The organism is Cupriavidus metallidurans CH34, assembly GCF_000196015.1.
In the GTDB taxonomy this organism is placed as follows: Bacteria; Pseudomonadota; Gammaproteobacteria; order Burkholderiales; family Burkholderiaceae; genus Cupriavidus; species Cupriavidus metallidurans.
In genome coordinates this window covers 844,280-871,060 of sequence record NC_007973.1, presented here as the reverse complement: position 1 = coordinate 871,060, position 26,781 = coordinate 844,280, and the positions used below count along the sequence as shown (strand labels likewise).

General features: G+C 65.1%; 28 protein-coding genes and 1 pseudogene. 19 read left to right on the top strand and 10 right to left on the bottom strand.

Features of this window, described 5'->3' with window-relative positions:
- Nucleotides 1-7: 7 nt before the first annotated feature.
- From RMET_RS03985 to RMET_RS03975, 3 genes are all read left to right on the top strand, one after another.
- Complete coding sequence (locus RMET_RS03985; protein WP_011515632.1) at nt 8-928, top strand: ABC transporter permease; 921 nt, start codon at nt 8-10, stop codon at nt 926-928.
- Nucleotides 929-1,008: 80 nt separating this feature from the next.
- The gene (locus tag RMET_RS03980) at nt 1,009-2,151 is read left to right on the top strand and encodes a BMP family ABC transporter substrate-binding protein (protein ID WP_011515631.1); all 1,143 of its coding nucleotides are present in this window, start codon (nt 1,009-1,011) and stop codon (nt 2,149-2,151) included.
- A gap of 132 nt (nt 2,152-2,283) precedes the next feature.
- Complete coding sequence (locus tag RMET_RS03975; protein ID WP_008645191.1) at nt 2,284-2,577, top strand: YkvA family protein; 294 nt, start codon at nt 2,284-2,286, stop codon at nt 2,575-2,577.
- A 24-nt stretch (nt 2,578-2,601) separates the two neighbouring features.
- Here RMET_RS03975 and RMET_RS03970 read toward each other — a convergent pair whose 3' ends face one another.
- The 3 genes and pseudogenes from RMET_RS03970 to RMET_RS03960 form a co-directional block, all read right to left on the bottom strand.
- The gene (locus RMET_RS03970) at nt 2,602-3,024 is read right to left on the bottom strand and encodes a methylglyoxal synthase (protein ID WP_011515630.1); all 423 of its coding nucleotides are present in this window, start codon (nt 3,022-3,024) and stop codon (nt 2,602-2,604) included.
- A gap of 1 nt (nt 3,025) precedes the next feature.
- Nucleotides 3,026-3,807 (bottom strand): annotated as a pseudogene (locus tag RMET_RS03965) (SDR family oxidoreductase).
- A gap of 44 nt (nt 3,808-3,851) precedes the next feature.
- Entirely contained in the window at nt 3,852-4,739 is an 888-nt protein-coding gene (locus RMET_RS03960) for a DMT family transporter (RefSeq protein WP_011515628.1), read from the bottom strand.
- A gap of 243 nt (nt 4,740-4,982) precedes the next feature.
- Between RMET_RS03960 and RMET_RS03955 the strand changes: the two genes are divergently transcribed.
- The 3 genes from RMET_RS03955 to RMET_RS32025 all read left to right on the top strand — a co-directional run bounded on the left by RMET_RS03955 (nt 4,983) and on the right by RMET_RS32025 (nt 7,014).
- Complete coding sequence (locus RMET_RS03955) at nt 4,983-5,972, top strand: Bug family tripartite tricarboxylate transporter substrate binding protein (protein WP_011515627.1); 990 nt, start codon at nt 4,983-4,985, stop codon at nt 5,970-5,972.
- A 91-nt stretch (nt 5,973-6,063) separates the two neighbouring features.
- Entirely contained in the window at nt 6,064-6,714 is a 651-nt protein-coding gene (gene upp, locus RMET_RS03950; protein WP_008645177.1) for a uracil phosphoribosyltransferase, read from the top strand.
- Between the two features lie 147 nt (nt 6,715-6,861).
- Nucleotides 6,862-7,014: a DUF3149 domain-containing protein gene (locus RMET_RS32025; protein WP_008645176.1), complete on the top strand. Its 153-nt coding sequence runs from the start codon at nt 6,862-6,864 to the stop codon at nt 7,012-7,014.
- A gap of 114 nt (nt 7,015-7,128) precedes the next feature.
- Here RMET_RS32025 and RMET_RS03945 read toward each other — a convergent pair whose 3' ends face one another.
- The gene (locus tag RMET_RS03945) at nt 7,129-8,664 is read right to left on the bottom strand and encodes a helicase HerA-like C-terminal domain-containing protein (protein WP_011515626.1); all 1,536 of its coding nucleotides are present in this window, start codon (nt 8,662-8,664) and stop codon (nt 7,129-7,131) included.
- Nucleotides 8,665-8,919: 255 nt separating this feature from the next.
- Between RMET_RS03945 and RMET_RS03940 the strand changes: the two genes are divergently transcribed.
- The 8 genes from RMET_RS03940 to rng all read left to right on the top strand — a co-directional run bounded on the left by RMET_RS03940 (nt 8,920) and on the right by rng (nt 16,372).
- A complete protein-coding gene (locus tag RMET_RS03940; RefSeq protein ID WP_011515625.1) occupies nt 8,920-9,645 on the top strand; it encodes a YebC/PmpR family DNA-binding transcriptional regulator in 726 nt (241 codons plus the stop codon).
- Nucleotides 9,646-9,729: 84 nt separating this feature from the next.
- On the top strand, nt 9,730-10,998 hold the full coding sequence (gene purD, locus RMET_RS03935; protein ID WP_011515624.1) for a phosphoribosylamine--glycine ligase: 1,269 nt from the start codon (nt 9,730-9,732) through the stop codon (nt 10,996-10,998).
- 134 nt (nt 10,999-11,132) lie between these two features.
- Nucleotides 11,133-12,044 (top strand): oxygen-dependent coproporphyrinogen oxidase, encoded by a 912-nt coding sequence (hemF, locus tag RMET_RS03930; RefSeq protein WP_011515623.1) that lies wholly within the window; start codon nt 11,133-11,135, stop codon nt 12,042-12,044.
- Nucleotides 12,045-12,048: 4 nt separating this feature from the next.
- On the top strand, nt 12,049-12,756 hold the full coding sequence (locus RMET_RS03925) for a nicotinate-nucleotide adenylyltransferase (RefSeq protein ID WP_011515622.1): 708 nt from the start codon (nt 12,049-12,051) through the stop codon (nt 12,754-12,756).
- A 45-nt stretch (nt 12,757-12,801) separates the two neighbouring features.
- A complete protein-coding gene (gene rsfS / locus RMET_RS03920) occupies nt 12,802-13,548 on the top strand; it encodes a ribosome silencing factor (protein WP_029308308.1) in 747 nt (248 codons plus the stop codon).
- 34 nt (nt 13,549-13,582) lie between these two features.
- Nucleotides 13,583-14,062 carry a 23S rRNA (pseudouridine(1915)-N(3))-methyltransferase RlmH gene (gene rlmH / locus RMET_RS03915; protein WP_011515620.1) on the top strand — a complete coding sequence of 160 codons (480 nt, stop codon included), beginning with the start codon at nt 13,583-13,585 and terminating at the stop codon, nt 14,060-14,062.
- Nucleotides 14,063-14,178: 116 nt separating this feature from the next.
- On the top strand, nt 14,179-14,781 hold the full coding sequence (locus RMET_RS03910; RefSeq protein ID WP_011515619.1) for a Maf family protein: 603 nt from the start codon (nt 14,179-14,181) through the stop codon (nt 14,779-14,781).
- Between the two features lie 133 nt (nt 14,782-14,914).
- Complete coding sequence (gene rng / locus RMET_RS03905; RefSeq protein WP_029308310.1) at nt 14,915-16,372, top strand: ribonuclease G; 1,458 nt, start codon at nt 14,915-14,917, stop codon at nt 16,370-16,372.
- Here rng and RMET_RS03900 read toward each other — a convergent pair.
- Together RMET_RS03900 and RMET_RS03895 are read right to left on the bottom strand one after the other, a co-directional pair.
- On the bottom strand, nt 16,359-17,615 hold the full coding sequence (locus RMET_RS03900) for a multidrug effflux MFS transporter (RefSeq protein WP_011515617.1): 1,257 nt from the start codon (nt 17,613-17,615) through the stop codon (nt 16,359-16,361). The two genes, rng and RMET_RS03900, sit on opposite strands and share 14 nt — an antisense overlap.
- On the bottom strand, nt 17,615-18,958 hold the full coding sequence (locus RMET_RS03895; RefSeq protein ID WP_011515616.1) for an MFS transporter: 1,344 nt from the start codon (nt 18,956-18,958) through the stop codon (nt 17,615-17,617). The genes RMET_RS03900 and RMET_RS03895 overlap by 1 nt, the downstream gene beginning before the upstream one ends.
- A 280-nt stretch (nt 18,959-19,238) precedes the next feature.
- On the opposite strand from RMET_RS03895, the gene phnC reads away from it, so the two are divergent.
- The 5 genes from phnC to RMET_RS03870 all read left to right on the top strand — a co-directional run bounded on the left by phnC (nt 19,239) and on the right by RMET_RS03870 (nt 23,089).
- Nucleotides 19,239-20,093, top strand: a complete 855-nt coding sequence (gene phnC, locus RMET_RS03890; RefSeq protein ID WP_024570712.1) for a phosphonate ABC transporter ATP-binding protein — start codon at nt 19,239-19,241, stop codon at nt 20,091-20,093.
- Between the two features lie 120 nt (nt 20,094-20,213).
- Nucleotides 20,214-21,194 carry a phosphonate ABC transporter substrate-binding protein gene (phnD, locus tag RMET_RS03885; RefSeq protein ID WP_008645163.1) on the top strand — a complete coding sequence of 327 codons (981 nt, stop codon included), beginning with the start codon at nt 20,214-20,216 and terminating at the stop codon, nt 21,192-21,194.
- A gap of 82 nt (nt 21,195-21,276) precedes the next feature.
- The gene (gene phnE, locus RMET_RS03880; RefSeq protein WP_029308312.1) at nt 21,277-22,089 is read left to right on the top strand and encodes a phosphonate ABC transporter, permease protein PhnE; all 813 of its coding nucleotides are present in this window, start codon (nt 21,277-21,279) and stop codon (nt 22,087-22,089) included.
- The gene (locus tag RMET_RS03875; protein ID WP_011515613.1) at nt 22,086-22,625 is read left to right on the top strand and encodes a phosphonate degradation HD-domain oxygenase; all 540 of its coding nucleotides are present in this window, start codon (nt 22,086-22,088) and stop codon (nt 22,623-22,625) included. The genes phnE and RMET_RS03875 overlap by 4 nt, the downstream gene beginning before the upstream one ends.
- Nucleotides 22,622-23,089: a GNAT family N-acetyltransferase gene (locus RMET_RS03870; RefSeq protein ID WP_011515612.1), complete on the top strand. Its 468-nt coding sequence runs from the start codon at nt 22,622-22,624 to the stop codon at nt 23,087-23,089. Before RMET_RS03875 ends, RMET_RS03870 begins: the two co-directional genes overlap by 4 nt.
- A gap of 152 nt (nt 23,090-23,241) precedes the next feature.
- Here the strand turns inward: RMET_RS03870 and phnN are convergent, their stop codons facing one another.
- From phnN to phnF, 4 genes are all read right to left on the bottom strand, one after another.
- Nucleotides 23,242-23,829, bottom strand: coding sequence for a phosphonate metabolism protein/1,5-bisphosphokinase (PRPP-forming) PhnN (gene phnN / locus RMET_RS03865; protein WP_011515611.1), 588 nt, complete (start codon nt 23,827-23,829; stop codon nt 23,242-23,244).
- Nucleotides 23,826-24,560: a DUF1045 domain-containing protein gene (locus RMET_RS03860; protein ID WP_011515610.1), complete on the bottom strand. Its 735-nt coding sequence runs from the start codon at nt 24,558-24,560 to the stop codon at nt 23,826-23,828. The genes phnN and RMET_RS03860 overlap by 4 nt, the downstream gene beginning before the upstream one ends.
- On the bottom strand, nt 24,557-25,780 hold the full coding sequence (locus RMET_RS03855) for an alpha-D-ribose 1-methylphosphonate 5-triphosphate diphosphatase (RefSeq protein WP_011515609.1): 1,224 nt from the start codon (nt 25,778-25,780) through the stop codon (nt 24,557-24,559). Before RMET_RS03855 ends, RMET_RS03860 begins: the two co-directional genes overlap by 4 nt.
- 92 nt (nt 25,781-25,872) lie before the next feature.
- A complete protein-coding gene (phnF, locus tag RMET_RS03850; protein WP_029308316.1) occupies nt 25,873-26,607 on the bottom strand; it encodes a phosphonate metabolism transcriptional regulator PhnF in 735 nt (244 codons plus the stop codon).
- Between the last annotated feature and the right edge of the window lie 174 nt (nt 26,608-26,781).

Genomic DNA, 26,781 nt, shown 5'->3' with positions numbered 1-26,781 from the left:
CAAGAACATGGAACAACTCGCTCCCCTGATCGCCACAGCGATCAACGCCGGCACTCCGCTGCTGCTGGCCGCGCTCGGTCTGCTCATCAACGAACGCGCCGGCGTGCTCAACCTTGGTGCCGAAGGCATGATGCTGGTGGCCGCCGCATTCGGCTTCATGGTCGGCTACCAGACCCAGTCGCCGATGCTCGGCTTTGTCGCGGGCGCCGTGGCCGGCATGCTGATGGCCACGCTGTTCTCGTGGCTCGCGCTGGTACTGGCCACCAATCAGGTGGCCACCGGCCTGGCGTTGTCGATCTTCGGCACGGGCCTGTCGGCATTCATCGCCCAGCGCTTTGTCGGTTACGCCATGCCCGCGCAGGCCAAGTCGGTCCCATATCTGTCCGATCTGCCATTCGTCGGCCCGGCGTTCTTCCAGCACCACTGGATGGTCTATTTCAGCCTGGCCCTGTGTTTCGCCATCATGTGGTTCCTGTTCCGCACACGCGCTGGCCTGACACTGCGCGCGATCGGCGAATCGCCCGAATCGGCGCACGCGCTCGGCTATCCGGTGCGCTGGATCCGCTTCTGCGCGCTGCTGTTCGGCGGTGCGTGCTGCGGCCTTGCCGGCGCGTACCTGTCGCTGGTCTACACGCCGATGTGGGTGGAAAACCTCGTGGCCGGCCGTGGCTGGATCGCACTTGCACTGACCACGTTCGCAACCTGGCGTCCGGGCCGCGTGCTGATCGGCGCATGGCTGTTCGGCGGCGTGACGATCCTGCAGTTCTACCTGCAGGGTATCGGCGTATCGGTGCCGTCGCAGTTCCTGTCGATGCTGCCGTACGCGGCGACGATCGTCGTGCTGGCATTGATTTCGCGTAATCCGGCCTGGATCCGCCTGAACATGCCGGCCTCGCTCGGCAAGCCGTTCCGCCCCGGCAACGCGTGACCCGTTTTCAGCAGTCAAACGAAGTCGAACCACAACTCGAATCACAAACGCATCACAAGACGTTCTACTAGGAGAGATCGATGATCGTCACACGCAGGACCACCCTCGCGGCCCTGGCCGCCACCGCAGTACTGGCGCTGGCCGGCTGCGGCAAGAAGGAAGCCGAGAAGCCGGCCGAAACCGCCGCCCCGGCATCTGCGCCGGCCGCTGCGGCTGCCGAGCCGCTGAAGGTGGCGTTCGTCTACATCGGACCGGTCGGCGACGCCGGCTGGACCTATGCCCACGACGCGGGCCGCAAGGCCGTCGAAGCCAAGTTCGGCGACAAGGTAAAGACCACCTTCGTCGAGAACGTGCCCGAGTCCGCCGCTGACGCCGAGCGTGTGTTCCGGGACCTGGCCAGCCAGGGCAACAAGCTGATCTTCGGCACCACGTTCGGCTACATGGAATCCATGCTGAAGGTGGCCAAGGAGTTCCCGGACGTCAAGTTCGAGCACGCCACCGGCTTCAAGACCGCCGAGAACCTGGCGCAGTACGACGTGCGCACCTATGAGGGCGCGTACCTGGCTGGCGTGGTGGCTGGCAAGATGAGCAAGACCGGCAAGATGGGCGTGGTGGCGTCGGTGCCGATCCCTGAAGTGATCCGCAACATCGACTCGTTCACGCTGGGCGCGCGCAGCGTGAACCCGAAGGCCACGGTCAAGGTGGTCTGGGTCAACAAGTGGTTCGATCCGGGCAAGGAACGTGAAGCCGCCACGACGCTGATCGGCCAGGGCGTGGACATGCTGATGCAGAACACCGACTCGGCCGCCGTGGTGCAGACCGCCCAGGAAAAGGGTGTGTACGCATTCGGCTGGGACAGCGACATGAGCAAGTTCGGCGAGAAGGCTCACCTGGCCGCGTCCGTGATCTCGTGGGGCGTCTACTACAACAAGGTGGTCGAGGACGTGCTCAACAACCAGTGGAAGCCCAACACCACGTGGTGGGGCCTGAAGGAAGGCATGATCGACCTGAAGGGCTTCAACACCGTGGTGCCGGATGACGTCAAGGCACTGGTGGAAGAGCGCAAGAAGGGTGTGATCGACGGCACCGCGCCGATCTGGAAGGGTCCGCTCAAGGACAACGCCGGCAAGGAACAGCTGACCAAGGATCAGGTGGCCGACGACAACTTCCTCCACAACATCAAGTTCTACGTGGACGGTGTGGAAGGGAACGTTCCGGGCTGACTGACCCGGTGACTGGCTCCCCACTCCCGTCTTGCGGGAGTGGGGAGAAAACCGAAGGAACTTGAATCGGCTCCGGGCAGCCCAACCTACCGGTTCACGCACATGCGTGACATGTGATCGAGGAGGCCCACCATGTGGAAACGATTCTCAGCCCTGTGGACGCTGGTACGACGTGACGGCCGGCTATTCTGGTTTGCCCTGCGCCACCCGGACTCGCCGCCGTGGCTGAAACCCGCCGCAGCCGGGCTGCTGCTCTACGCGATCTCGCCGATCGACCTGATTCCCGACTTCATCGCCGGACTCGGCATCGTGGACGACGTCGTGCTGATTCCACTCGCCATCCATCTGATTCTGAAGCGCCTGCCGCCGCATATCCTGCGCCAGGCTGAAATGCGCGCCAGCGCGACCACCGTGCGGTCGCGCTGACTGCCGTACTTCTACCGTACTTCCTCAGGGTGCCGCGTCGTCGGCGGCTGCCTGATCTTCCTCAAAGCAGATCCGCGCTAGTTCCACGACCACCAGTTCCGCCGTGGCAAGGTTCGTCGCGCATGGCACGTTGTGCACGTCACACGCGCGCACCAGCGCGTTGATATCCGGTTCGTGCGGCTGCGGCGTCATCGGATCGCGCAGGAAGACCACCGCGGTGACGCGGCCTTCCGCGAGTTGCGCGCCGATCTGCAGGTCACCGCCCCACGGGCCGGACAGCATCCGCGCGACAGGCAGCCCCGTTTCGGCAGCGATCCGGCCGCCGGTGGTGCCGGTGGCCAACAGGTCGCATTGAGCCAGGAAGTCCCGATGGCGACCCGCGAACGCGACGATGTCATCCTTCTTGCGATCGTGCGCGATCAGCGCGATGCGTGGCTTGCTGCGCATGTCAGAACGTCCCCGGATACGCACCGCCGTCGAGCAGCACATTCTGGCCGGTCATGTATGCGGCCTGGCGGCTGCACAGGAACGCGCAGGTAGCGCCGAACTCAGCCGGGTCGCCAAAGCGGCGCGTCGGGTTGGACGCCGCGCGGCGCTGCGCCATTTCATCGACGCTGATGCCGGCCTTCTGCGCGCCGCCTTCCATCGTCTTGTAGAGACGATCGGTGTTGAACGGTCCGGGCAGCAGGTTGTTGACGGTCACGCCATGCTGCGCCACTTCGCGCGCCAGGCCGGCGACGAAACCGGTCAGCCCCGAGCGGGCGCCGTTGGACAGGCCCAGCACGTCGATCGGCGCCTTCACCGCGCCACTCGTGATGTTGATGATGCGGCCCCAGCGGCGCGCGATCATGCCATCGACCGTGGCCTTGATCAGCTCGATCGGGGTCAGCATGTTGGCGTCGAGCGCCTTGAGCCATTCGTCGCGGCCCCAATCGCGGAAGTTGCCCGGAGGCGGGCCGCCGGCATTGTTGACCAGGATGTCGAGATCGCCCAGCTTCGTGGCTGCGTCGAGGGCAAGCTTGCGGCCTTCCGCCGTGGTAATGTCGGTAGCCACCGCCAGCACGCGGCGGCCGTGACGGGCGCGCAGATCGGCTGCAGCCTTCTCCAGCGCCTCGGCGCCACGATCACCACATCCACGCCTTCCGCCGCGAGCGCATCGGCACACGCAAACCCGAGCCCCTTGCTGGCGCCACACACCAGCGCATGCTTACCGCGCAGTCCGAGATCCATTTCTTGCTCTCCTTCCTTGGTTGATTCTTCTCGAATTTTCGAATTCAGGCTTTCTTCGTCGAAAGCAGATACATGCCGCCGAGCACCAGGGCGCTACCGATCATCTGCACACCGCTGATGGGCTCACCCAGCAGCCAGAACGCCAGCAGCAACGTCGAGACCGGACCGATCATGCCAGCCTGCGACGCCATCGGCGCACCAATCCGCGCCACCGCGATCATCGTCAGCGACACCGGCAACACGGTACAGAACACCGCGTTCACCACGGACAGCCACATTACCGGCGCCGGCTGCGCGAGTTCCGCGATCGGCCGGCCCAACGCCAGATATTGCACCACGCAGCAGAACGTGGACACGCACATCGCATAGGCCACGAGCCGCAGCGATCCCACGCGCTGCACCAGTTCACCGCTCAGGATCAGATACACACCATACGACATGGCGCTGCCAAGCACCAGCGCGCCGCCCAGCCAGACCTGCGGGCCGCTCACGTCGAGGTCGTGCGCGAACACCAGCACGATGCCCACATAGGCCAGCAGCAGCGATATCCACTGGCGGGCCGCGATAGGCCGGCGGAAGACCAGCGCGGTCGTCAGCAGCACGAAGGAGGGAGTCAGGAACAGGATCAGCCGCTCGAGGCTCGCGGTGATGTATTGCAGCCCAATGAAATCGAGGAAGCTCGACAGGTAGTAGCCGATGAAGCCCAGGAACACTACACGGCCACGATCGGCCCAGGACAACGCGGGCAACTTGCGCGCCTGCCACCAGCCGATCGCCATGAACAACGGCACCGCGAACAACATGCGCAGCGTGATCACCATCACGGCGTCGACGTTGTAGCGGTACATCAGCTTGGCGACGATGGCCTTGGCCGAGAAAAGCACGGCGCCGATGGCCGCGACGGCAAGCCCGACGCGCTGTGCGGCAGGCACTTCGACGGGCGGAGACAAAGACTTCTGGGAGGCAGGCACGGGGGACGCAGTTCGGGCATACGCCGGGCCGGCACGTTCGATTCGTGCGGCGCGCGGCGGGAACCCGGCGATTGTATGCCAAAAGACGCAATGCTCGCCGGGGCCGCGCCAATGCCTGCTTTCCCATACAATGGCCGGCGCCTGCGCGGCGCGCCAAAGCCGCGCGCCGCGCAGGAACAACAAGAAACTGGAGATACCCGAGTCATGCCGTCCTACCGCTTCACGGCGCGCCGCCGTGCCATCCTGTCCGCTACCCTGCTCGCGTTCGCCGTGCCGTCGGCCGCCTTTGCCGCCGACAGCTTCCCGAGCAAGCCGATCCGCTTCATCGTGCCCTACGCCGCAGGCGGCACCACCGACCTCGTAGCCCGCACCGTGGGCCAGCGCGTGGCCGAAAAGCTCGGCCAGCCGGTCGTCATTGAGAACCGGCCGGGCGCCGGTGGCAACATCGGCATGGATGCCGTGGCCAAGGCACCGGCCGACGGCTACACGATCGGCTTCGGCGCGATCTCGACCAACGCCCTCAACCCGCATATCTACAAGCACGTGCCGTTCGATCCGCGGCGCGACTTCACGGCGATCAGCCTGCTCGGCACCTCGACCATCGTGCTGGAGGTGAGCGAGAGCCTGCCGGTGAAAACCGTTCCGGAACTGATTGCCTATGCGAAGGCTCATCCGGGGCTGACCTATGCCACGGCTGGCACGGGTACCTCGATGCACCTGGCCGGCGCGATGTTCTCGCAGGTGACGCAGACGAATCTGACTCACGTGCCGTACAAGGGAAGCAGCCCGGCCATCAACGACATGCTCGGCGGCCACATCCAGGTGATGTTCGACAACCTGCCGGCCTCGTTGCCGCACATCCAGGCTGGCAAGCTGCGCGCGCTGGCGGTGGCTGGCAAGACACGCTCGCCGTCGCTGCCGAATGTGCCGACGCTGGCCGAAGCCGGACTGCCGGGCTACGCGGTAGAACCATGGTTCGGCGTCTACGGCCCGGCCAACCTGCCAGCGCCGGTGGTGCAGGCGCTCAATACGGCGTTCGTCGAGGCGCTGGCGCGTCCGGACGTGCGCGACAAGCTGGCCCAGGCCGGCTTCAATCCGAAGGGTTCGAGTGCAGCCGAATTGCAGACACTGACTCAGACTGAATACGAACGTTTCGGAAAGGTCGCAAAGTCGGCCGGGATCACGGTGGACTGACCACCGGGCAGGCCCGCGCATCCATTACAATCGCGCTGCACAGGGCCCTCCCGCTCCAGGGGGGGCCTTCCCGATTTCCGAGCCTGCCGCCATGAAACAAGATCCGCGCTTTCCCAATCTCTTCATCCTCGATCACCCGCTGATCCAGCACAAGCTCTCGCACATGCGCGACAAGGAAACGTCGACACGCACGTTCCGCGAGTTGCTGCGCGAGATCACGCTGCTGATGGGCTACGAGATCACGCGCAACCTGCCGCTGACCACGCGCCGCATCGACACGCCGCTGGTGCCGCTGGACGCCCCGGTCATCGCCGGCAAGAAGCTGACGATCGTGCCCGTGCTGCGCGCCGGCGTCGGCATGAGCGACGGCCTGGTGGAACTGATTCCGTCGGCGCGTATCGGCCATATCGGCGTATATCGCGACGATCAGCACCGCCCGGTGGAGTATCTGGTGCGCCTGCCGGACGTGGAAGATCGCTCGTTCATCTTGTGTGACCCGATGGTCGCCACCGGTTATTCGGCTGCCCATGCGGTGGATGTGCTCAAGCGCCGTGGTGTCAAGGACGAATCCATCACCTTCGTGGCGCTGGTGGCTGCGCCCGAGGGCGTCGAGGTGTTCCAGAAGGCCCACCCCGGCGTGAAGCTCTACGTCGCCTCGCTGGACAACCATCTGGACGACCATGCCTATATCGTGCCGGGCCTCGGCGACGCCGGCGACCGTCTCTTCGGCACCAAGAACTAAGCCCGAACTGAACTGGATTCGTCTGAATGAAATTGAGGCGCTTGATGCGCCTCAAAGTTTTTGTGGGATGACCTTTCCCCGTGCCTTGTACTGACTACACTGTCCGCCATACACGGTGAATCAATATAAAAGCGAAGGGAGTCCCACATGGAAGCCATCAAGATCCTGTTCACAACGCCCACCGGGCTCGGCAGTCTGGCCGTCATTGCCTTCATCATCGGGATGGGCGCGTTCTTTGCGCGCATGTTCGCGCGCAAGATGCGCGAGGACGCAGAGGCTGCGCGGCGCGGCGGCAACTGAGCCTCTGGCCAGCGGCGCCGGCGCTGGCCCCGGCCCCTGACGATCCCCATGAAAGACGCCCGCATCGCGCGGGCGTTTTATTTTGATGCATCGGCGTTGGTCCAGCTTCGCAGGCTACTTGCGCTTGCCGCCGCCGAGCAGACTGCCCAGCACGCCGCGAATCAGTTCCCGTCCCACCTGGGAACCCACCGTCCGCGCCGCCGACTTGGCCATCGACTCAAGGATCGAATCGCCGCGCCCGGTCTTGCCGGTACCTTTCGTCAGCGTGCCGAAGATCTCGCCAGCCTGATCGAGCCAGCCGCCCTGCTCCGCGCTACCACTTGTCCCGCCTGCCGCGCCGCCACTGGCCGGCCCCGGCGTTCCCGTTCCCGACGCCGCCGCGTTGCCGCGCAACTTCTCGTACGCCGATTCCCTGTCAATCGTTTTCTCATAGGTACCCGCCACCAGTGACCCCGCGATCAACGCCCGACGCTCGTCGTCCGTGATCGGGCCGATACGGCTGCCGGGCGCAAGCACCCAGGCACGCTCGGTGACGCAGGGCGTGCCCTTGGCGTCGAGGCACGACACCAGCGCCTCCCCCACGCCGAGTTCGCCGATAACCTGCTCCAGATTGAGCTTCGGGTTCGCGCGCATCGTCGTGGCCGCCACCTTGACCGCCTTCTGGTCACGCGGCGTGAATGCGCGCAGCGCGTGCTGCACGCGGTTGCCAAGCTGACCGAGCACAGTGTCCGGGATATCGACCGGATTCTGCGTCACGAAATACACACCCACGCCCTTCGAGCGCACCAGCCGCACGACCTGCTCGATCTTGTCGAGCAGCGCCTTGGGCGCATCGTTGAACAGCAGATGCGCCTCGTCGAAGAAGAACACCAGCTTGGGCTTTTCCAGATCGCCGGCCTCGGGTAGCTTCTCGAACAATTCGGACAGCATCCACAGCAGGAAGGTCGCGTAGAGCCGCGGCGCGTTCATCAACTTGTCGGCGGCCAGGATGTTGACCACGCCCTGCCCCTTCTCGGTCTGGATGAAGTCCTCGAGATTGAGCATCGGCTCGCCGAAAAACTTGTCCGCTCCCTGCGATTCGAGCGCCACCAGACCACGTTGGATCGCGCCGATCGACGCCGCCGAAATATTGCCGTACTCGGTCGTGAACTGGCCCGCGTTGTCGCCCACGTACTGGAGCATCGCCCGCAGATCCTTGGAATCGAGCAGCAGCAGGCCGTTAGCGTCCGCGATGCGGAATACCAGGTTCAGCACGCCTTCCTGGGTATCGTTGAGTTCGAGCATCCGCGACAGCAGCAGCGGCCCCATATGGGAAACCGTCGCGCGCACCGGGTGGCCTTTTTCGCCGAAGACGTCCCAGAGCGTGGTCGGGCATGCGCCCCAGACCGGCTCGGGCAGGCCATGCTCGGCCAGGCGGGCCTTGAGCTTGTCCGTGGGCTGGCCGGCCTGGGAAATGCCGGTCAAGTCACCTTTTACGTCGGCCATGAACACCGGCACGCCCAGCCGCGAGAAGCCCTGGGCCAGCGTCTGCAGCGTGACGGTCTTGCCCGTGCCGGTCGCCCCGGTGATCAGGCCGTGGCGGTTGCCCATTTCGGGCAACAGCACGAGTTCTTGGTCGGCATTCTTGGCGATGAGGATGGGATCGGCCATGTGATCTCGGGAAGCGGGAATGAACGAGGTGGAAATGCACCCGCAGCCATCGGCGGAAGCACGATGCGTGGCGCTTCGGAGCGGCGGGGGCGCGTGATAAAATCCTGCGCTGATTATAGCCAGCAGATTGGCACATCAATCACATGGCGCGGCCGCCGGATTGTCAGCAACTGTCAAGGAAGCCTGATCCACGCCCGCGCCGCGCCAACAGCGGCCGCACGCCGCACGATTCGTTTTTGCGCCACGGAGAGAAACATGGCCGGTCATTCCAAATGGGCCAACATCAAACACAAGAAAGCCGCCGCTGACGCCAAGCGCGGCAAGGTCTGGACGCGCCTGATCAAGGAAATCACCGTTGCCGCCAAGCTCGGCGGCGGCGAATTCGACTCCAACCCGCGTCTGCGCCTGGCCATGGAAAAGGCCATGGACGCGAACATGCCCAAGGACAACATCCAGCGCGCGATCCAGCGCGGCGTGGGTGGCCTGGAAGGCGCAAACTACGAAGAAATCCGTTACGAAGGCTACGGCCTGGCCGGTGCCGCCATCATCGTCGACTGCCTGACCGATAACCGCACCCGTACCGTGGCCGAAGTCCGCCACGCGTTCTCGAAGCACGGCGGCAACATGGGCACCGAAGGTTCGGTGGCCTTCATGTTCACGCACTGCGGCCAGTTCCTGTTTGCCCCGGGCACCCCGGAAGACAAGCTGATGGACGCCGCGCTGGAAGCCGGCGCGGACGACGTGGTCACCAACGACGACGAATCGATCGAAGTGACTTGCCCGCCCAATGACTTCGGCGCGGTCAAGGCCGCGCTGGAAGCCGCCGGCTTCAAGGCCGAAGTGGCCGACGTGGTAATGAAGCCGCAGAACGAAGTGAGCTTCGTCGGCGACGACGCCGTCAAGATGCAGAAGCTGCTGGACGCGCTGGAAAACCTGGACGACGTACAGGAAGTCTTCACCAACGCGGTGGTCGAGGAATAAGCCTCTCGCGCCGCGCCCCATGGCGGCAGCCCGGCACCAGCCAGCTGCCGCTTTTCGCATGCGTTTCTTTTCTGGCAGTGGATCATGAAAGTTTTGGTTGTCGGCTCGGGTGGACGTGAACACGCGCTGGCGTGGAAGTTGGCCCAGTCCCCCAAGGTGCAAGTCGTGTACGTGGCACCGGGCAACGGCGGGACGGCGCTGGACAAGCGTCTGCAGAACGTGCCGCTGACCGACCCGGAGGTGCTGGCCGCCTTCGTCGAGCGTGAAGGTGTGGCGTTCACGGTGGTTGGCCCCGAGGCGCCACTGGCTGGCGGGATCGTCGACGTGTTCCGCGCCCGCGGCCTGCGTATCTTCGGCCCGACCAAGGCCGCCGCCCAGCTGGAATCGTCGAAGGACTTCGCCAAGGCCTTCATGCACCGCCATGGCATTCCCACGGCCTATTACCAGACGTTCTCCGACGCTGCCGGCGCCCACGCCTATATCGACGCCCAAGGCGCGCCAATCGTGATCAAGGCCGACGGCCTGGCCGCGGGCAAGGGCGTGGTGGTGGCGATGACGCTGGAAGAAGCGCACGCTGCGGTCGACATGATGCTGGCCGACAACAAGCTCGGCGATGCCGGCGCCCGGGTCGTGATCGAGGAATTCCTCGAAGGCGAGGAAGCCAGCTTCATCGTGATGGTCGACGGCAAGAACGTGCTGGCGCTGGCCACTAGTCAGGACCACAAGCGTCTGCTGGATGGCGACGCGGGCCCCAACACCGGCGGCATGGGCGCGTACTCGCCTGCCCCCGTGGTCACGCCCGCGCTCCATGCGCGCGCGCTGCGCGAAATTATCCTGCCGACCGTGCGTGGCATGGAAAAGGACGGCATCCCGTTCACGGGCTTCCTGTATGCCGGCCTGATGATCGACGCCAACGGCAACCCGAAGACGCTGGAATTCAACTGCCGCATGGGCGATCCGGAAACGCAGCCGATCATGGCGCGCCTGAAGACCGACCTGGTGGATGTGATGGAAGCGGCCGTGGACGGCAAGCTGGATCAGATCGAGCTGGACTGGGATCGCCGCACCGCGCTGGGCGTGGTCATGGCCGCCTACGACTACCCGGAAAACCCGCGCAAGGGCGATGCGATCACCGGCATCCCCGCGGAAACCGCCGACGCCGTGACGTTCCACGCCGGCACCACGCTCAAGGATGGCACGCTGCTGACCTCCGGCGGCCGCGTGCTCTGCGTGGTGGGCCTGGCCGATACGGTCAAGGCAGCACAGAAGAACGCCTACGCCGCAGTGGAACAGATCCGCTTCGACGGGATGCAATTCCGCACCGACATCGGATACCGCGCCATCAAGCGTTGATGACCCCAGGTATCCGACCATTCGCCCCACGACACGTGGGGCGAAGCCAGCCGGTACAATCATGACACCGCAATGACAGCCGGAGCGCCCGCCGCCCGGCTGTCCTGCTACCGGCCTATTCAGACCCACCCATCATGATCGATTCCCAGGCAGTCCGTGACTATCTGCTCGGCCTGCAAGACCGCATCACCGACGCCATCGCCGCTGTCGACGGCCAGGCGTTCCTGACCGATAACTGGGAGAAGCCCCCCACCGAGCGCCTGCGCGGCAGTGGCCGCACGCGCATCCTGGAGGGCGGCGCCGTGATGGAGCGGGCTGGCGTGGGGTTCTCGCACGTGCGCGGTGACACGCTGCCGCCGTCGGCCAGCGCCAACCGGCCTGAACTGGCCGGCCGCAGCTTCGAGGCGATGGGCGTCTCGCTGGTATTCCATCCGCGCAACCCGTACGTGCCCACCGTGCACATGAACGTGCGCTGCTTCATCGCCGTGAAGCCCGACGCGGAACCGGTCTGGTGGTTCGGGGGTGGCATGGATCTGACGCCGTACTACGGCAACGCCGACGACTGCGCGCACTTCCACCGCACCTGCAAGGATTCGCTGGCCCCGTTCGGCGACGACCTGTATCCGCGCTTCAAGCAGTGGTGCGACGAGTATTTTTTCCTCCGCCATCGTGGCGAGGCACGCGGCATCGGCGGCATCTTCTTCGATGATTTCTCGGCGCTCGGCTTCGACCGCAGCTTCGAGATGCTGCGCTCGGTCGGCGATGCGTTCCTCGCCGCCTACCTGCCGATCCTCACCGCACGCAAGGACGCCGCCTATGGCGAGCGCGAGCGCGATTTCCAGGCCTATCGCCGCGGCCGCTACGTCGAATTCAATCTGGTGTTCGACCGTGGCACGCTGTTCGGCCTGCAGTCGGGCGGTCGCACGGAGTCGATCCTGATGTCGATGCCACCGCAGGTATCGTGGCGCTACGACTGGCAGCCCGAGCCGGGCACCCCGGAAGCCGCGCTCTATACCGATTTCCTGCCGGCGCGGGACTGGGCCTGAATCGATGACCGATAAGAAGCCAGCCACCGCCAACCGACAGCAGCGTCCCTACCGCCTGGGTATCCTCGGCGGCACCTTCGACCCTCCGCACCGCGGCCACGTTGCGCTGGCCCAGTTGTGCATCGATCACCTGGATCTGGACGAACTGGTCTGGATTCCCACCGGCCACTCGTGGCAGAAGGGCGACCACGTCACCCCCGCCGCCGACCGCCTGGCCATGACGGAACTGGCCGCCGGCACGCTGGATCCGGGCCGCGCCAAGGTCCGCGTGAGCCGCATGGAAGTGGAGCGCGAGGGCCCGAGCTACACGATCGACACGGTGCGGCAGCTGCGTGCCGAATACGGCGCCGACACGTCGATGTCCTGGCTGATGGGCGCCGACCAATTGCTGCGCCTGCACACCTGGCACGGCTGGGAGGCCCTGTTCGAGCAGGTGCACCTATGCATCGCCACCCGCCCGGGTTTCGACCTCGCGGCACTGGACGGCCCGGTGCTCGACGCGATGCAGCAACGGCTCGCGGACACGCACCTGATACAATGCACGCCCTCCGGCCATATGTGGATCGACCAGACGCTTGCCGTCGACCTGTCCTCCACCGGCCTGCGCCAGCGCCTGGCCGATGGCCCGATCGCGAATGATCCGGCGGATGACCAGTTGCCCGCCGGCGTGGCACACTACATCGCGCGTCACGGCCTGTACCAGCAGGCCTGAGCCGACGCGCCCCCCTACCGAATGAAGCTGAACAAGAAAGACACCATGGATATTCGTAAACTGCAGCGCGCGATCGTCGACGGGCTCGAGGATGTGAAGGCGCAGGACATCAAGGTGTTCGACACCACTCACCTGACCGAACTGTTCGACCGGGTGGTGATCGCCAGCGGTAATTCGAACCGTCAGACCAAGGCGCTGGCGGCGTCGGTACGGGATACGGTCAAGGATGCCGGCGGCCACATCGTGGCGGTCGAGGGCCTGGAGACCGGCGAGTGGGTGCTGGTGGACTGCGGCGATGCCGTGGTGCACATCCTGCAGCCGCAACTGCGCCTGTACTACAACCTGGAAGAGATCTGGGGCGACAAGCCGGTGCGCGTGAAGCTGGCTGCTGGCAAGGGCCTGGCCAAGGCCAGCGAGCCGATGGACGACGAGGATGCCGAGCCGGCCCCGCGCGTGCGTCGCGCATCGAACCTGCGCCCGGCGCTGGCCCGTTTGCCGGAAGGCATGAAGGAGCCGTCGCCGCCGATGGGTCACGAGGACACCGATCCGGACGCGATCGCCACGATCCGCAAGCCGGCGCGCAAGACCAGCAGCACGGGCACCGCAGCCAAGGCACCGGCACGCAAGACCACGACGGCTCGCAAGACGACGACCGGCACGGCCGCCAAGACGCCGGCCCGCAAGTCGGCAACAGGCACCGCCACGAAAACGACGGCTCGCAAGACCACCGCGACCAAGACGGCTGCTGCCAAGACCGCCGCACCGCGCAAGCGCGCAACGCGTTCGGCCTGACCCTTCCTGACGTACCGACCACCGGGCATCTCTCATGCAACTTGCTATCGTGGCTGTCGGCCACAAGATGCCCGCGTGGATCGAAACCGGTTTCAACGAGTACACCAAGCGGATGCCGCCCGAGTTGCGCATCGAGCTTCGCGAGGTCAAGCCGGAAACCCGTTCATCGAGCAATAATGCCGCCACGGTGATGCAACGCGAAGCCGCGCGCATCGAGGCCGTGCTCGGCTCGCTGTCGAAGCAGTGCCGGATCGTGGCGCTCGACGAACGCGGCAAGGACTGGACCACCGTGCAACTGGCCGAGCAACTGACCGGCTGGCAGCGCGAAGGCGGCGACGTCGCCTTCCTGATCGGCGGTGCGGACGGCCTCGATCCGGCGCTCAAGGCACGCGCACACACACTGTTGCGTATATCGAGCCTGACGCTGCCACACGGCATGGTGCGCGTGCTGCTGGCCGAACAGCTTTATCGTGCCTGGTCGGTCACGCAGAATCATCCGTATCATCGCGCCTGAGTCATTGGGCCTGGATCATCGGGCCTGAACACCGGCGGCGGTTGGCCCGCTCTCCGTGATAGCGAAAAGGCAAGCCAGTACAATCGGGGCAACCGTTTCTCTCGCCTCGATTTCCCATGACCTCCATCCTCTATCTGGCTTCCCAGAGCCCGCGCCGCCGCGAGTTGCTGACGCAGCTCGGCGTGACCTATGAACTGCTGCTGGCCGATGCCGGCGAGGATGCCGAAGCGCTCGAGGCCGTCCGGCCCGGCGAGTCCCCCGATGACTACGTCCAGCGAGTCTGCGCGCTGAAGGCCGACGCGGCACTTCAACGCCGCGCGCGTCGCGGGTTACCCGACGCGCCGATCCTGACTTCCGACACCACGGTCTGCCGTGGCGGCGACATTCTCGGCAAGCCCGCCGACGCGCGCGACGCCGCTGCCATGCTGGCGTCGCTTTCCGGCACCACCCATCGCGTATTGACTGCCGTGACGGTCGCGACGTCCGCCGGTCAGCGCCATGCGCTGTCGATCTCCCACGTCACTTTCCGCCCGATACTCGCCCCCGAGATCGAGCGCTACGTGGCCAGCGGCGAGCCGCTCGGCAAGGCAGGCGCATACGGCATCCAGGGCCGCGCGGCGGAGTTTGTCGAGCGGATCGACGGTAGCTATTCGGGTATCATGGGCCTGCCCTTGTTCGAGACGGCGGCACTGCTGCGCGAGGCCGGTTTGCACTTCTGACCGGCGCTTCCAGCCCGGCCTTCCGACCCAACCTCTCCGACAAGGCCACTGGGGTCAAATGCCCGGCCACGAGCCGGGCCACAACAACAAGCGCCAACGGATCGGCGACGCGAGATTAAGCGTATCCATCGCTATGACCGAAGACATCCTCGTCAACATCACGCCGCAGGAAACACGCGTCGCCATCGTGCAGCAGGCGGCCGTTCAGGAACTCCATGTCGAACGCACGCTAACGCGCGGGCTGGTCGGCAACATCTATCTGGGCAAGGTCGTGCGCGTGCTGCCGGGGATGCAATCGGCATTCATCGACGTCGGCCTGGAGCGCGCCGCGTTCCTGCACGTGGCCGACATCTGGCATCCGCGTGACGGCGACAAGAACGGCCACCTCGCCATCGAGAAAACGCTGTTCGAGGGCCAGGCACTGATGGTTCAGGTCATCAAGGACCCGATCGGCACCAAGGGCGCGCGGTTGTCCACACAGGTCAGCATCGCAGGCCGCACACTCGTCTATCTGCCGCAGGATCCGCATATCGGCATCTCGCAGCGTATCGAGGGTGAAATCGACCGCGAGGCGCTCCGTGCCCGCGTGCAGGGCCTGGTGCCCACCGACGAGCGCGGCGGCTTCATCGTGCGCACGATCGCCGAGGAAGCCAGCGACGAGGAACTGGGCAACGACATCGCCTACCTGCGCAAGATCTGGGCGACGATCCGCTCCAACGCCACCACGCTGCCCGCGCCGAGCCTGCTCTATCAGGACCTGAACCTGGCCCAGCGCGTGCTGCGCGACTTCATCAACGATGCCACTGGCGTGATCCAGATCGATTCGCGCGAGAACTACCAGAAACTGGTGGAGTTCGCGCAGGAATACACGCCCGCCGTGCTGCCGCGTCTGTCGCACTACACCGGCGAGCGCCCAATCTTCGACCTGTTCAACATCGACGCGGAAATCGAAAAGGCGCTGTCGCGCCGGGTAGACCTGAAGTCCGGCGGCTACCTGATGATCGATCAGACCGAGGCGATGACAACGATCGACGTCAACACGGGCGGCTATGTCGGTGCGCGCAACTTCGACGATACGATCTTCAAGACGAATCTCGAAGCCGCGCACACCATCGCGCGCCAGCTCCGGCTGCGCAACCTGGGCGGCATCATCATCATCGACTTCATTGACATGGAGAACGTGGAGCATCGCGACGCGGTGCTCTCCGAACTGAAGCGCGCGCTGTCACGCGACCGCACGCGCATCACGGTCAACGGCTTCTCGCAACTCGGTCTGGTGGAGATGACGCGCAAGCGCACGCGCGAATCGCTCGCGCATGTGCTGTGCGAGCAGTGCCCGGTCTGCACCGGCAAGGGCCAGGTCAAGACGCCGCGAACGGTCTGCTACGACATCTTCCGCGAAATCATGCGCGAGTCGCGCCAGTTCAATCCGCGCGAGTTCCGGATCCTGGCCTCGCAGGAAGTCATCGACCTGTTCCTCGAGGAAGAAAGCCAGCATCTGGCGATGCTCGGGGACTTCATCGGCAAGCCGATCTCTCTCCAGGTGGAATCGACGTTCCACCAGGAGCAATACGACATCATTCTGATGTAACCCCCACCCGCCGGCCACGCAGGGCCACGTGGAACGCCACGAGCCCTGCGATCTGCAAGCCGGCCATGCCGAGCGCCATCTTCATCGTGGAGTCCAGCAGCAGCGGCACCAGCAACGCGGAAGACAGCAAATTGCCGATCTGCTGCGCCGTGACGTAGCCGCTGGAGGCCAGACCCCTCCGCTCCGGAAAGCAATCCAGCGCCAGCAGCTGCAGGCTGGGCTGCGTCATCATCATTCCTGCCGCGAAGACCGGCAATGCGACCAGCGCCCAAGGCATCGGCGGCAGGTGCAGCGCGGCCACCGCGAGATTGAAGACGCCGGCCGCCATCATCACGACATGGCCCCGATTCACGCTGGACTCCGGAGTCGTGCGGCCGGCAATGCGATGCGCCACCAGCGCACCCGCGATGATGCCCGCCACGATCGGAATGAACAGCCAGCCAAACGACTGCGCGCCGAGCCCCAGATGCTGATAGACAAAGCGTGGCGCCGCGAAGACGTAGATGTAGATCGCCAGGTTGACACCGGCATTGGCCAGCGCGAGCGACATGAATCTTCGGCTCGACAGCATGGCGAAGTAGCCCCGCGCGAGCACCTTTGGGTGCATCGGATGCCGACACGCTGGCGGCAATGTCTCCGGCACCCAGATCCAGCAGGAAACCAGCAGGCTCCCCGAGATCAGCGCAAGGAACACGAAGATGCTGCGCCAGCCCATCCAGACCAGCAGCCAGCCGCCGCAGATCGGCGCCAGGGCCGGCGCCAGCGCGAAGATCATCGCGATCAGGGCCATGACTTTCTGGGCCTGCATGCCGTCGAACGTATCGCGCACCATCGCGCGCCCGACGATGACGCCGATCCCTGCCCCCACGCCTTGCAGTGCCCGCCCGACGTAGAACATGTCGATGCCGGTCGCTCCGGCGCAGACCAACGATCCGGCTACAAAGAACACGCAGCCCGCAAGAATCATGCGGCGGCGGCCAATCGCGTCCGAGATCGCACCGTGCCAGGGCAGCAGCAATGCAAACGGCAACAGGTAGGCCGTCAGCGATTGCTGGACCTCGGCAGTGCTCGCATGAAGCGCGTTCGCAATTGCCGCGAACGCTGGCAGGTACGTCGCAATAGCAAACTGCCCCAGCATCGACAAGCCAGCGGTCAGTGCCGCCATGCTGCCGACGCTGGGGCGCCTGGGGCCCGCTTCCGCGCCCGCTGCTACGACTGCCCCAGGCACATCCACTTCACTCATCACGCTGTCATCGAAGCCGCGGCCCCGGCGGGTTGTTCGGCGATGGCGGACTGGATCTGCGCCACCTCCTGCAGATCGCGCTCATAGGTGCGCGATGCGCGCAGCAGGCACAGCGCCGCGAGCAGGCCAAAGACCGGCATTGCCGTCAATGCCGCTTGCAGGCCGAATGCGTCGGAGAGCGCACCGCCTACGAACGGACCGATGGCGAGTCCGAACAGGTTCTGGAACAGCGACAGCAGCGCAGCGCCGGTGGAGCGCAGCCCCGGATGCACCACGTCGAGCACCACGCTCGAAGCCGGCCCAACCGTGCATGTCATCAGGAAGCCACCCAGCGCGATCAGCAGGAACTGCTGGTTCATGGACTCCGCGGCGCTGAATGCAACCACCAGGATCGGCGCGGTCACCATGCACAGGAACGACACCGTCTTGAGCTTGTTGCGCGGCTGCTTGGTGCCGGCGACATCCGCAACAATGCCCCAGACGAAGCAACCCACCGCGCCGCACAGCACGATCAACGCCGACTGCATGGCAGCCTGATCCACCGGCGTGCCGTGGAGGCGATTGAAGTAGCTCGGCAGCCAGGCCCAGATCGTCGATACCACGACAAGCTGCAGCGCCGCACCCAGGCAGGTCCACCACAGCGTGCGCGAGCTCGTCAGCGCCGACACCATGTGCGCGAGCAGGCCCTTTGCTTGCCCTTGCTCATGGGCCGGCCGCGTGTCCAGCGCCGCAGTCTTGTAGTCCGGCACGAACATGTAGAGCAGCGCCAGCAGCAGGCCGGGCACACCCACCACGCCGAACGCGGCCTGCCAGCCCCAGCGTGCGGTAATCACGCCACCCAGCACCACGCCGAGCACCGCGCCAATCGATCCGGCCGCGAAGAACGCGCCGAGCAGCATCGAACGCAACCTTGCCGGGAACAGGCTGGCGATCAGCGCCGCACCGACGGAGCCGTAGCCGGACTCACCCACACCCACCATCGCGCGCGCCATGAACAACTGCGAGTAGTTGCGGGTAAACATGCAGGAAATCGTGGCCAGGCTCCAGACCACGCCCATGACCACCACGCTCTTGACGCGGCTGACGCGGTCCGCCAACAGCGCAACGGGGATGCCGCCCAGCGCGACCACCACCGAGATGATCGACACCAGCGCGCCCAGTTGCTTGTCGGAAAGGTTCCACTCGGCCTTCAGGTGCGGAAACAAGGACACGATCACCTGACGATCGATGTAGTCGAAGAGCATCAGCGCGAAGGTCATGGCAAACGCAAACCATGCGCGTGATTTGCTGACCAGATAGTCGTTGTTGTTGGCCTGCTGCGTGTCGGCGGAAAGATGGTGCATGAGCGGTGTCTCCTGTGCAGGCCGGCTGTCGGGCCCTGTCACAACTGCCTGGTTTTCTATCGGAAGCCCGCCGTTTTTCCCTCCAGAATCCGGCGGTGCGTCAAGCAGTATGGGGGCTCACCGAATGTCGATTTGACTGCTCGGGACATCAATTTGACATGCCGGGACACTAAGGGAATGTTCTATCCGTGATCGGCCATTGAGAATGACGCCGACCGGCGTCATCGTTCTGTCACTGTCGGCCGCCAGAATGCGCCTGTCATTCAAGGAAGGAGTCGACATGACGCATGCAATTGAAGTCCGCGGACTGAGCAAGTCGTTCCGCGCGGACCGCAAGGCGCTTGACGATGTCACGCTGCAAATCGCCCCGGGTGAAATGGTTGCGCTGCTGGGCGCATCGGGCTCGGGCAAATCGACGCTACTGCGCCATGTGGCCGGTTTCGTCACGGGCGATGCCGGTTCGGGCGAGATCCTCGTCAACGGCCGCACGGTGCAGCGTAACGGACGTCTGGCCCGCGATGTGCGCCGTGTACGTGCGGACATCGGATTCGTATTCCAGCAGTTCAACCTGGTCGGCCGCCTGCCTGTGATCACCAATGTGCTCGTGGGAATGCTGACGCGCGTGCCGAAATGGCGCAGCCTGCTCCGCATCTTCAAGGCCAGCGAAGTGCAAGCCGGACTCGATGCGCTTGCTCAGGTTGGTATAGACGACTATGCGTTTCAGCGTGCCTCGACCCTGTCGGGCGGGCAGCAGCAACGTGCTGCGATCGCCCGCACGCTGGTGCAGAACGCGCAAGTGATCCTGGCCGACGAGCCGATCGCCTCGCTCGATCCGGAATCGTCGCGTCGCGTGATGTCGCAACTGGCGCAGATTAACCGCACGCGCAAAGTCGCCGTGGTGGTGTCGCTGCATCAGGTGGACGTGGCGATGCGCTATTGCCCGCGCGTGGTGGCATTGCGTCACGGCAAGGTGGTCTATGACGGGCCCTCCGCCGCGCTGACGCAGCAGATGCTGCGCGACCTGTACGGCAGCGAGGCCGACGAGCTACTGCACGACAGCGTGCCAGAGGCCCCCTCTTGCGCCGAAGGCGTGCCCGCGCCGGTGATGGTCAGGATGGATCTGGCCGCGGCCTGAGGCTTGCCTCGCACGCCTCACCACGCCAGCCCATCGCATCGCCGGCCTCGCACTGTCAGCCCCGAATACCCGATTCACCCAACCCGTATTTACCTTCAGCCTTTCCAAACGGAGTCATCGATGCTTCGCAGAACTTTCCTCGCCGTGGTCGCTTCGGGTGTCGTCGCGCTGCCCGCCTTCGCCCAGGACGTCAAGACCCTGAACATGGGCATCATCTCGACGGAAACGTCGTCGAACCTGAAGTCCGCCTGGCAGCCCGTGATCGACGACCTGAGCCGCGCACTCGGCGTGCAGGTCAAGCCGTTCTTCGCCTCGGACTACGCCGGCATCATCGAAGGGATGCGCTTCAACAAAGTGCAGATCGCCTGGTACGGCAACAAGTCGGCCATGGAAGCCGTGGACCGCGCCAACGGCGAAGTGTTCGCATCGGTGATCGACAAGGACGGCAACCCGGGCTACTGGTCGCTGCTGATCGCGCGCAAGGATAGCGACCTGAAGTCGGTCGAGGACGTCATCAAGCGCGGCAAGGACCTGACCTACGGCGCCGGCGATCCGAATTCCACCTCGGGCACCGCCGTGCCGGGCTACTACCTGTGGGCCGCCAACAAGGTCGATCCGAAGACGCTGTTCAAGGCCGTGCGCATCAGCAACCACGAAACCAACCTGCTGTCGGTGCTGAACAAGCAGGTGGACGTGGCCGTGAACAACACCGAGAACTTCGAGCGCTATCGCATCAACACGGGCAAGAACGCCTATGACGACGTGCGCGTGCTGTGGAAGTCGCCGCTGATCCCGGCCGATCCGCTGGTCTACCGCAAGGACCTGCCGCCCGAGCTGAAGAAGAAGATCCAGGACTTCTTCGTCAACTATGGCAAGGGCGCCGATGCCGCACGCGAAAAGCAGGCGCTGGCCACGCTGACCTACCAGGGCTTCCGCGTCTCGACCGATGCCCAGCTCGTGCCGATCCGTCAGATCGAACTGGCCAAGGAAAAGGCCAAGATCGAATCCGACAGCACGCTGGCCGCTGCCGACAAGGAAAAGAAGCTGGCCGACGTCTCGCGCCGTCTGGCCGAACTCGACCGCGCCAGCAGCACGCAGTAAGCCTCGCCTGAAGCCGATGGCGCCACTCGGGTCGCCATCGGCTTTGCATTTTCCGCTTCAGCTTTACCTCTTCCGACTGCCCATGACCGCCACCGCCAAGCCCGGCCTGCCGCCCACACCCCAGAGTACCGTCCGGCCGCCGCGCAATTCCCTTTCCGTGATGCTGATCTGGGCAATCGTACTGGCCACGCTCGCCATGTCCTGGCAAGGTGCCGACATGCGTCCGATGGACCTGTTTCGCGACTCCGGCAACATGGCCAAGTTCGCCGCCGATTTCTTCCCGCCTGACTTCCGCGACTGGCACACCTATCTCGACGAGATGCTCGTCACCGTGCAAATCGCGCTGTGGGGCACCGCGCTGGCCGTCGTCATGGCCGTGCCGTTCGGCCTGCTTTGCTCGGCCAACATCGTGCCGCCCTGGATCTATCAACCCGCCCGCCGTCTGATGGATGCCTGCCGCGCGATCAATGAAATGGTCTTCGCGATGCTGTTCATCGTCGCCGTGGGTCTGGGACCGTTCGCCGGCGTGCTGGCACTCTGGATCCACACCATGGGCGTGCTGGCCAAGCTGTTCGCCGAAGCCGTGGAAGCGATCGATCCGCGCCCCGTCGAAGGCGTGCGCGCCACGGGCGCCGGCCCGATCGAAGAAATCGTCTACGGCGTGATTCCGCAAGTGTTGCCGCTGTGGCTGTCGTTCGCACTGTATCGCTTCGAGTCGAACGTGCGCTCCGCTTCGGTGGTCGGCATTGTCGGCGCAGGCGGCATCGGCACCGTGCTGTGGGAGATCATCCGCAGCTTCCAATATGCGCAAACCTGTGCGGTGATGATCATCATCATCGTGTTCGTGACCGGCCTCGACATCGTCTCCGCCCAGATCCGCAAGGTGCTCGTATGACCACGCTGACCCTGTCCAGCATCGCCGCGCTGTTTGAAAACCATGGCACCGCGTACTACGGCGGCGAGGCCATCAGCCAGACCGCCCACGCGCTGCAGTGTGCGCTGCTTGCCGAGCAGGCTGGCGATCCGGAACCGCTGATCGTCGCTGCGCTACTGCACGACATCGGCCACCTGATGCTGGCCGAAAGCCTGACCACCGACATGCGCCACCAGGAAACCGGTGCCGACGCGCTGGCCAGCCTGTTCGGCGAAGACGTCACTGAGCCGGTGCGAATGCACGTGGCGGCCAAGCGCTATCTGTGCGCAGTCGATCCCGCGTACTTCGACACGCTCTCGCCGGTATCCGTGCACAGCCTCTCGCTGCAGGGCGGGCCGTACGACGGCGAACAGGCCAGCGTGTTCGCCGCGCAGGCGCACGCCGACGCCGCTGTGCGTCTGCGCCGCTACGACGACCTGGCCAAGGTGGTGGATCTGCAGACCCCTACCCTGTCCCACTATCTCGACATGGCGGCACGCTGTGTCCGCGTTGCATGAGCGAAGCCGATTTCTCCACAGCGCTGATGCTCCGCGAAGTGCAATGCGTCGACGCAGAGCTGCTGCACCTGTCCGCCCTGCTGGCGACGATGGATAACGAGACACCGCTGCCGCTCGCGACCATGCGCGAGCGCTTTGCCGCGATGCGTCGCTACCCGGACTACCGCGTCTATCTGATGTTCGATGCGGACGGGGTGCCGCTCGGCACGTTCAGCCTGCTGGTGTTTCCGGTGATGGTGCACGACGGACGGCCCGAGGCGATACTCGAAGCCGTGGTCGTCGCACCGGCTGCGCGAGGCCGTGGAATCGGCAGGCAGATGATGCAGGAAGCCATGCGACTGGCGCGTGAAGCCGGCGCGGCCAAACTCATGCTGTCATCGAATGCGCGGCGCCTGCAGGCGCATCAGTTCTATCGGCAGCTCGGGTTCACCGAGCACGGGATCAGTTTCAGTACGGCGCTTTGAGTCGTACCCGGGGGCATCGCTCAAACGCGTGCCCTCTCCTCCGGGCACGCTCCCACATGTGCGGAAAGGGTGCAAGCCACCAGGATTCGAAGCACCGTTGATGTTCCCCCTCTCCCGCGTAGTGGCGAGAAGCCGGGGGACACAGGCTGTGCTCAATCCCCCACAGCGCCAACCAACCGCGCGAATGCATCGGCCGAATCGGCCAGTTCGCCACTATTGTCGATCTCGACCACCCGGCAGCCAGGCGGCACATCGAACGGCTGCGCCGCGCGTGCCAGCCTCCGGGCAATTCCCTCTGCCGACTCACGCCCGCGCTGGCGCAAACGCGCGGCCAGCACTTCGGGTGTCACGCGCACATGCACCGCGCATAGATGCGGATAGCGTGCCACGGCCTGCGGCAGGTACTCTCGGGAGCCATTGACGACAACCTTGATGCCCTGCGCCAGCCACTGCTCGATCTCCACGCCAATGCCATAGTGCAAGCCGTGGCTATTCCAGTGCAGCGCCAGGCAGCCAAGATCCGCGCGGCGGTGAAACTCGTCCGCCGACAGCGCGACCGATGCCTCGTTTTCGTCGGCGGCACGCGTGATATAGCGATGCGCCACCACGATACGATCATCGCGCTGCAGCCGTTCGCGCAAGGTCCGCAGCAGCGAATCCTTGCCGCTGCCGGACGGGCCCATCACATAGAACAGCCCGCTGCCATCAGGCGCGGAGCCGGAGTGGAATCGTGTGGTCATGCCGAAAGATAGCCGACACCCGCGCCGTCGACAGTGGTGCCATCGAAGCCGTAGTGACGTGCGACGATGAAATCCGCGCCGGGCTCGGGTTGGACGAAGAGACTGAGGGCATCGACATGCAGCGGGCCCTCAAGCAACCTGCCGCTGCTGGCCGATAGCTGCGCGAACGCGGCGGCCTCGTTGTCGGCATCTAGCATGCCGCTCAGCGTGATATGGAACGTGAACGTATCGAACGCGTACGGATAGCCCCAGGCGTCGAGCATCTCGCGCTGCGCGGCCGTGAGTTGGTCGGGCCGTCGCCGACTCACTTCCTCCGGCGTGGCCGGCGCGCGGAAATGGTCGAAGGCACGCATGCAGTCGTCGGCAAGCTCATGCATCCGCTTGCCGCCCTGCGCCCGCGCATCGTCAAGGCACCAAGCCAGGAACCCGCGCAAGGCACACAGTGTCAGCGGCGCGTCAAACGCGGCGCGCTCCCGTGCGAACGCGCGGGCGGCGGCGTCGAGCATGGGCGCATCGGTACCATCGGCCAGCCGGAATGGCGGCTTCAGCGTGGCGTGCAGCGCATAGTGCGCCGGGGCCTTGACCCACTCGGCGGGACGCGATGCGATGCCCGCCGGCAACGGCGTTGGATTTCCGGTGTCGGCATCGCGGCCGAGCCATTGCGCGCCGAACGTGCGAAATGGCTCGGCGGGCGCGAGATAGATCGCGTAGCGGTGCGCCTGCATCGTCATGCCGCCAGGCTGCCGCGAGCGCCGGCTACGTCGGCGAGATCCGCCAGGTCAGTCATCGACAGCGCGCCGGACGCATGGCGCACCTCACCATTCACGATGGTGGCGCAGACACGCGGCAATCCCAGCTGGCTGTCATCGACGAGAATCGCATCGGCGCGCATTCCCGGCGCGAGCACGCCACGGTCGCGCAGACCCGTCGCACGTGCCGGATTACGCGACACCAGGTGCCACGCCTCGGGCAGCGAGCACACGCCAAGCTGCGCGAGCTTGAATGCGGCCTGCAGCAGCGCGGGATAGTAGTAATCGGAAGCCAGAACCGAACACAGGCCGGCGGCCACCATTTCCGTGGCGTTAGGCGCGCCCGTATGGCTCTTGCCGCGCAGCACATTGGGTGCGCCGAAAACGGTCTCGTCGCCGATCTGGCGTGCCAGCGTCGCGGCCTCCACCGTCAGCGGGAACTCCGCGATCCGGCAGCCCTGGGCATGATAGTGCTGGCGCGTCGCCACGTCGGGATCATCATGCGATGCAACCGGCAGGTTCGCGGCCAGCGCCGCGGCGATCAGGCACGACATCGCGGCAGGCACTTCCTGCGCATTTCGGCTGGCTGCGCGCAGACGGTTGCGGAATGTCTCGGTATCGCACTCGGCGCGTTCCGCGTACTGCACGAGCTTGCGTTCGTCACTCATGCGGCGAGCCATGGTCGGCAGGTGATCGTTGATCGCCAGCAGGGCCACACGGCCATCCGCCATCCACGACAAGGCCGTCTCCACGCCAGCGAGGTGATAGGCCTCGAAGCGCAGATGCACCTTGTGCTCCGCGCCCAGCACGGGCCGCAACTGGGCCAGCGCATCGAACATGCGCAGCGCGTAGGCCTCGCCACGCAAGCCGCCCTCCCACGACAGGGTCACGCCATGAAACTCGGTCGTGATGCCGTGCGCGAGCAACTGGCGGTCGACGTCGAGCAGCGCGGCTCCGTATGGGAAGCTCACGCCGGGACGCGGCATCACGGAACGCTCGAACGCATCACCATGAATGTCGACAATGCCCGGCAGCACCAGCAGGTCGCCCGCGTCGATGCAGGGGCCACTTGCGGGTGGCTGCGCCATCACGCTGCCGTTATGAATGCCCAACATTGCCAGGCCGATGCCGTCGGCGCCCATCACGCGGCGGCCGGTGATCCCCGCGAGCGGGGTCGATGATGCTTGAGAGATCGTATGCATGGGCAATACGTTAGCTTTGGTAGATGACAGACGGATGTCTAGACCAATACGTACGCATCACCCCGCGTGCAACCGCGGGGTGATGCGTCATTTCAATCCTGATCGGAGACCGTGAGTTGCACCCAGTCGCCGGCAAAGCGCGTCATGCTGTATTGGACGGGGGCGCCGTCAATATCGATGTTCAGTGCCTCCACTTGCAGGATAGGCCGCGTCTTCGGCTGATTCAGCAATCGCGCCACCGGGGCGCTCGGCATGGCCGCCGTGATGCGCGACCACTTGCGGGTGTAATCGGCAATGCCGTACTTCGCCAGCGTGCGCGAGATCGATTGTGTCTCGTTCACCTTGTCTTCAAAACCGGGAAAACGCTTAGGATCGAAGTAATGCTCGGCCACGTCGACCGTGCGCCCTTCGGCCTTGCCGAGCATCTGCACATGCAGAATCTCCGCCGTACGGGACAGACCAAGATGTTTGGCGATTTCCGGCGCGCGCAGGATCTGGCTATTGACGAGTTCCGCGTGCCCGCGCATCCCCTGCGCGGCCAGGTTCTGCGAGAAGCGCGTGCGACGCCCGATGGCGTAATCAATGGCGTGCTCCTGCACGAAGGTGCCTCGGCCCTGCTCGATCCGCACCAGGCCGCTCAGTTCGAGCTCACCCATCGCGCGCCGGATCGTATGGCGGTTCACAGCGAAGCGCGAGGCCAGTTCCGGTTCCGGCGGCAACTGCTCGCCCGGCCCATAGAGTTTGTTGCGGATGTCCTCCGCAAGCGCCTCGCCAATCTGCCGCCATACGGCGACGCCGGAACCCCGTTCGACTTCCCGATCAGACATCTTGCCTTGCCCTGTTGTCATCAAGCATTCACCAATAGCGTGCGATTGTGCCTCATGCCTTGGCGCCGATGTTGCGTGTCCGAGGAAAGGCCCGACCCGTCACGAAACGTTCATGTGCCTGTGTTCTAGTATCGCCGTGTTGTGTTAGTGTACATCTAAACGTATAGACGTATA

Excerpts from the sequence above, each read along its gene's own strand:
- RMET_RS03985 (WP_011515632.1), top strand. The coding sequence starts at position 8 with ATGGAACAACTCGCTCCCCTGATCGCCACAGCGATCAACGCCGGCACT.
- RMET_RS03980 (WP_011515631.1), top strand. The coding sequence starts at position 1,009 with ATGATCGTCACACGCAGGACCACCCTCGCGGCCCTGGCCGCCACCGCA.
- RMET_RS03975 (WP_008645191.1), top strand. The coding sequence starts at position 2,284 with ATGTGGAAACGATTCTCAGCCCTGTGGACGCTGGTACGACGTGACGGC.
- RMET_RS03970 (WP_011515630.1), bottom strand. The coding sequence starts at position 3,024 with ATGCGCAGCAAGCCACGCATCGCGCTGATCGCGCACGATCGCAAGAAG.
- RMET_RS03955 (WP_011515627.1), top strand. The coding sequence starts at position 4,983 with ATGCCGTCCTACCGCTTCACGGCGCGCCGCCGTGCCATCCTGTCCGCT.
- upp (WP_008645177.1), top strand. The coding sequence starts at position 6,064 with ATGAAACAAGATCCGCGCTTTCCCAATCTCTTCATCCTCGATCACCCG.
- RMET_RS32025 (WP_008645176.1), top strand. The coding sequence starts at position 6,862 with ATGGAAGCCATCAAGATCCTGTTCACAACGCCCACCGGGCTCGGCAGT.
- RMET_RS03945 (WP_011515626.1), bottom strand. The coding sequence starts at position 8,664 with ATGGCCGATCCCATCCTCATCGCCAAGAATGCCGACCAAGAACTCGTG.
- RMET_RS03940 (WP_011515625.1), top strand. The coding sequence starts at position 8,920 with ATGGCCGGTCATTCCAAATGGGCCAACATCAAACACAAGAAAGCCGCC.
- purD (WP_011515624.1), top strand. The coding sequence starts at position 9,730 with ATGAAAGTTTTGGTTGTCGGCTCGGGTGGACGTGAACACGCGCTGGCG.
- hemF (WP_011515623.1), top strand. The coding sequence starts at position 11,133 with ATGATCGATTCCCAGGCAGTCCGTGACTATCTGCTCGGCCTGCAAGAC.
- RMET_RS03925 (WP_011515622.1), top strand. The coding sequence starts at position 12,049 with ATGACCGATAAGAAGCCAGCCACCGCCAACCGACAGCAGCGTCCCTAC.
- rsfS (WP_029308308.1), top strand. The coding sequence starts at position 12,802 with ATGGATATTCGTAAACTGCAGCGCGCGATCGTCGACGGGCTCGAGGAT.
- rlmH (WP_011515620.1), top strand. The coding sequence starts at position 13,583 with ATGCAACTTGCTATCGTGGCTGTCGGCCACAAGATGCCCGCGTGGATC.
- RMET_RS03910 (WP_011515619.1), top strand. The coding sequence starts at position 14,179 with ATGACCTCCATCCTCTATCTGGCTTCCCAGAGCCCGCGCCGCCGCGAG.
- rng (WP_029308310.1), top strand. The coding sequence starts at position 14,915 with ATGACCGAAGACATCCTCGTCAACATCACGCCGCAGGAAACACGCGTC.
- RMET_RS03900 (WP_011515617.1), bottom strand. The coding sequence starts at position 17,615 with ATGAGTGAAGTGGATGTGCCTGGGGCAGTCGTAGCAGCGGGCGCGGAA.
- RMET_RS03895 (WP_011515616.1), bottom strand. The coding sequence starts at position 18,958 with ATGCACCATCTTTCCGCCGACACGCAGCAGGCCAACAACAACGACTAT.
- phnC (WP_024570712.1), top strand. The coding sequence starts at position 19,239 with ATGACGCATGCAATTGAAGTCCGCGGACTGAGCAAGTCGTTCCGCGCG.
- phnD (WP_008645163.1), top strand. The coding sequence starts at position 20,214 with ATGCTTCGCAGAACTTTCCTCGCCGTGGTCGCTTCGGGTGTCGTCGCG.
- phnE (WP_029308312.1), top strand. The coding sequence starts at position 21,277 with ATGACCGCCACCGCCAAGCCCGGCCTGCCGCCCACACCCCAGAGTACC.
- RMET_RS03875 (WP_011515613.1), top strand. The coding sequence starts at position 22,086 with ATGACCACGCTGACCCTGTCCAGCATCGCCGCGCTGTTTGAAAACCAT.
- RMET_RS03870 (WP_011515612.1), top strand. The coding sequence starts at position 22,622 with ATGAGCGAAGCCGATTTCTCCACAGCGCTGATGCTCCGCGAAGTGCAA.
- phnN (WP_011515611.1), bottom strand. The coding sequence starts at position 23,829 with ATGACCACACGATTCCACTCCGGCTCCGCGCCTGATGGCAGCGGGCTG.
- RMET_RS03860 (WP_011515610.1), bottom strand. The coding sequence starts at position 24,560 with ATGACGATGCAGGCGCACCGCTACGCGATCTATCTCGCGCCCGCCGAG.
- RMET_RS03855 (WP_011515609.1), bottom strand. The coding sequence starts at position 25,780 with ATGCATACGATCTCTCAAGCATCATCGACCCCGCTCGCGGGGATCACC.
- phnF (WP_029308316.1), bottom strand. The coding sequence starts at position 26,607 with ATGTCTGATCGGGAAGTCGAACGGGGTTCCGGCGTCGCCGTATGGCGG.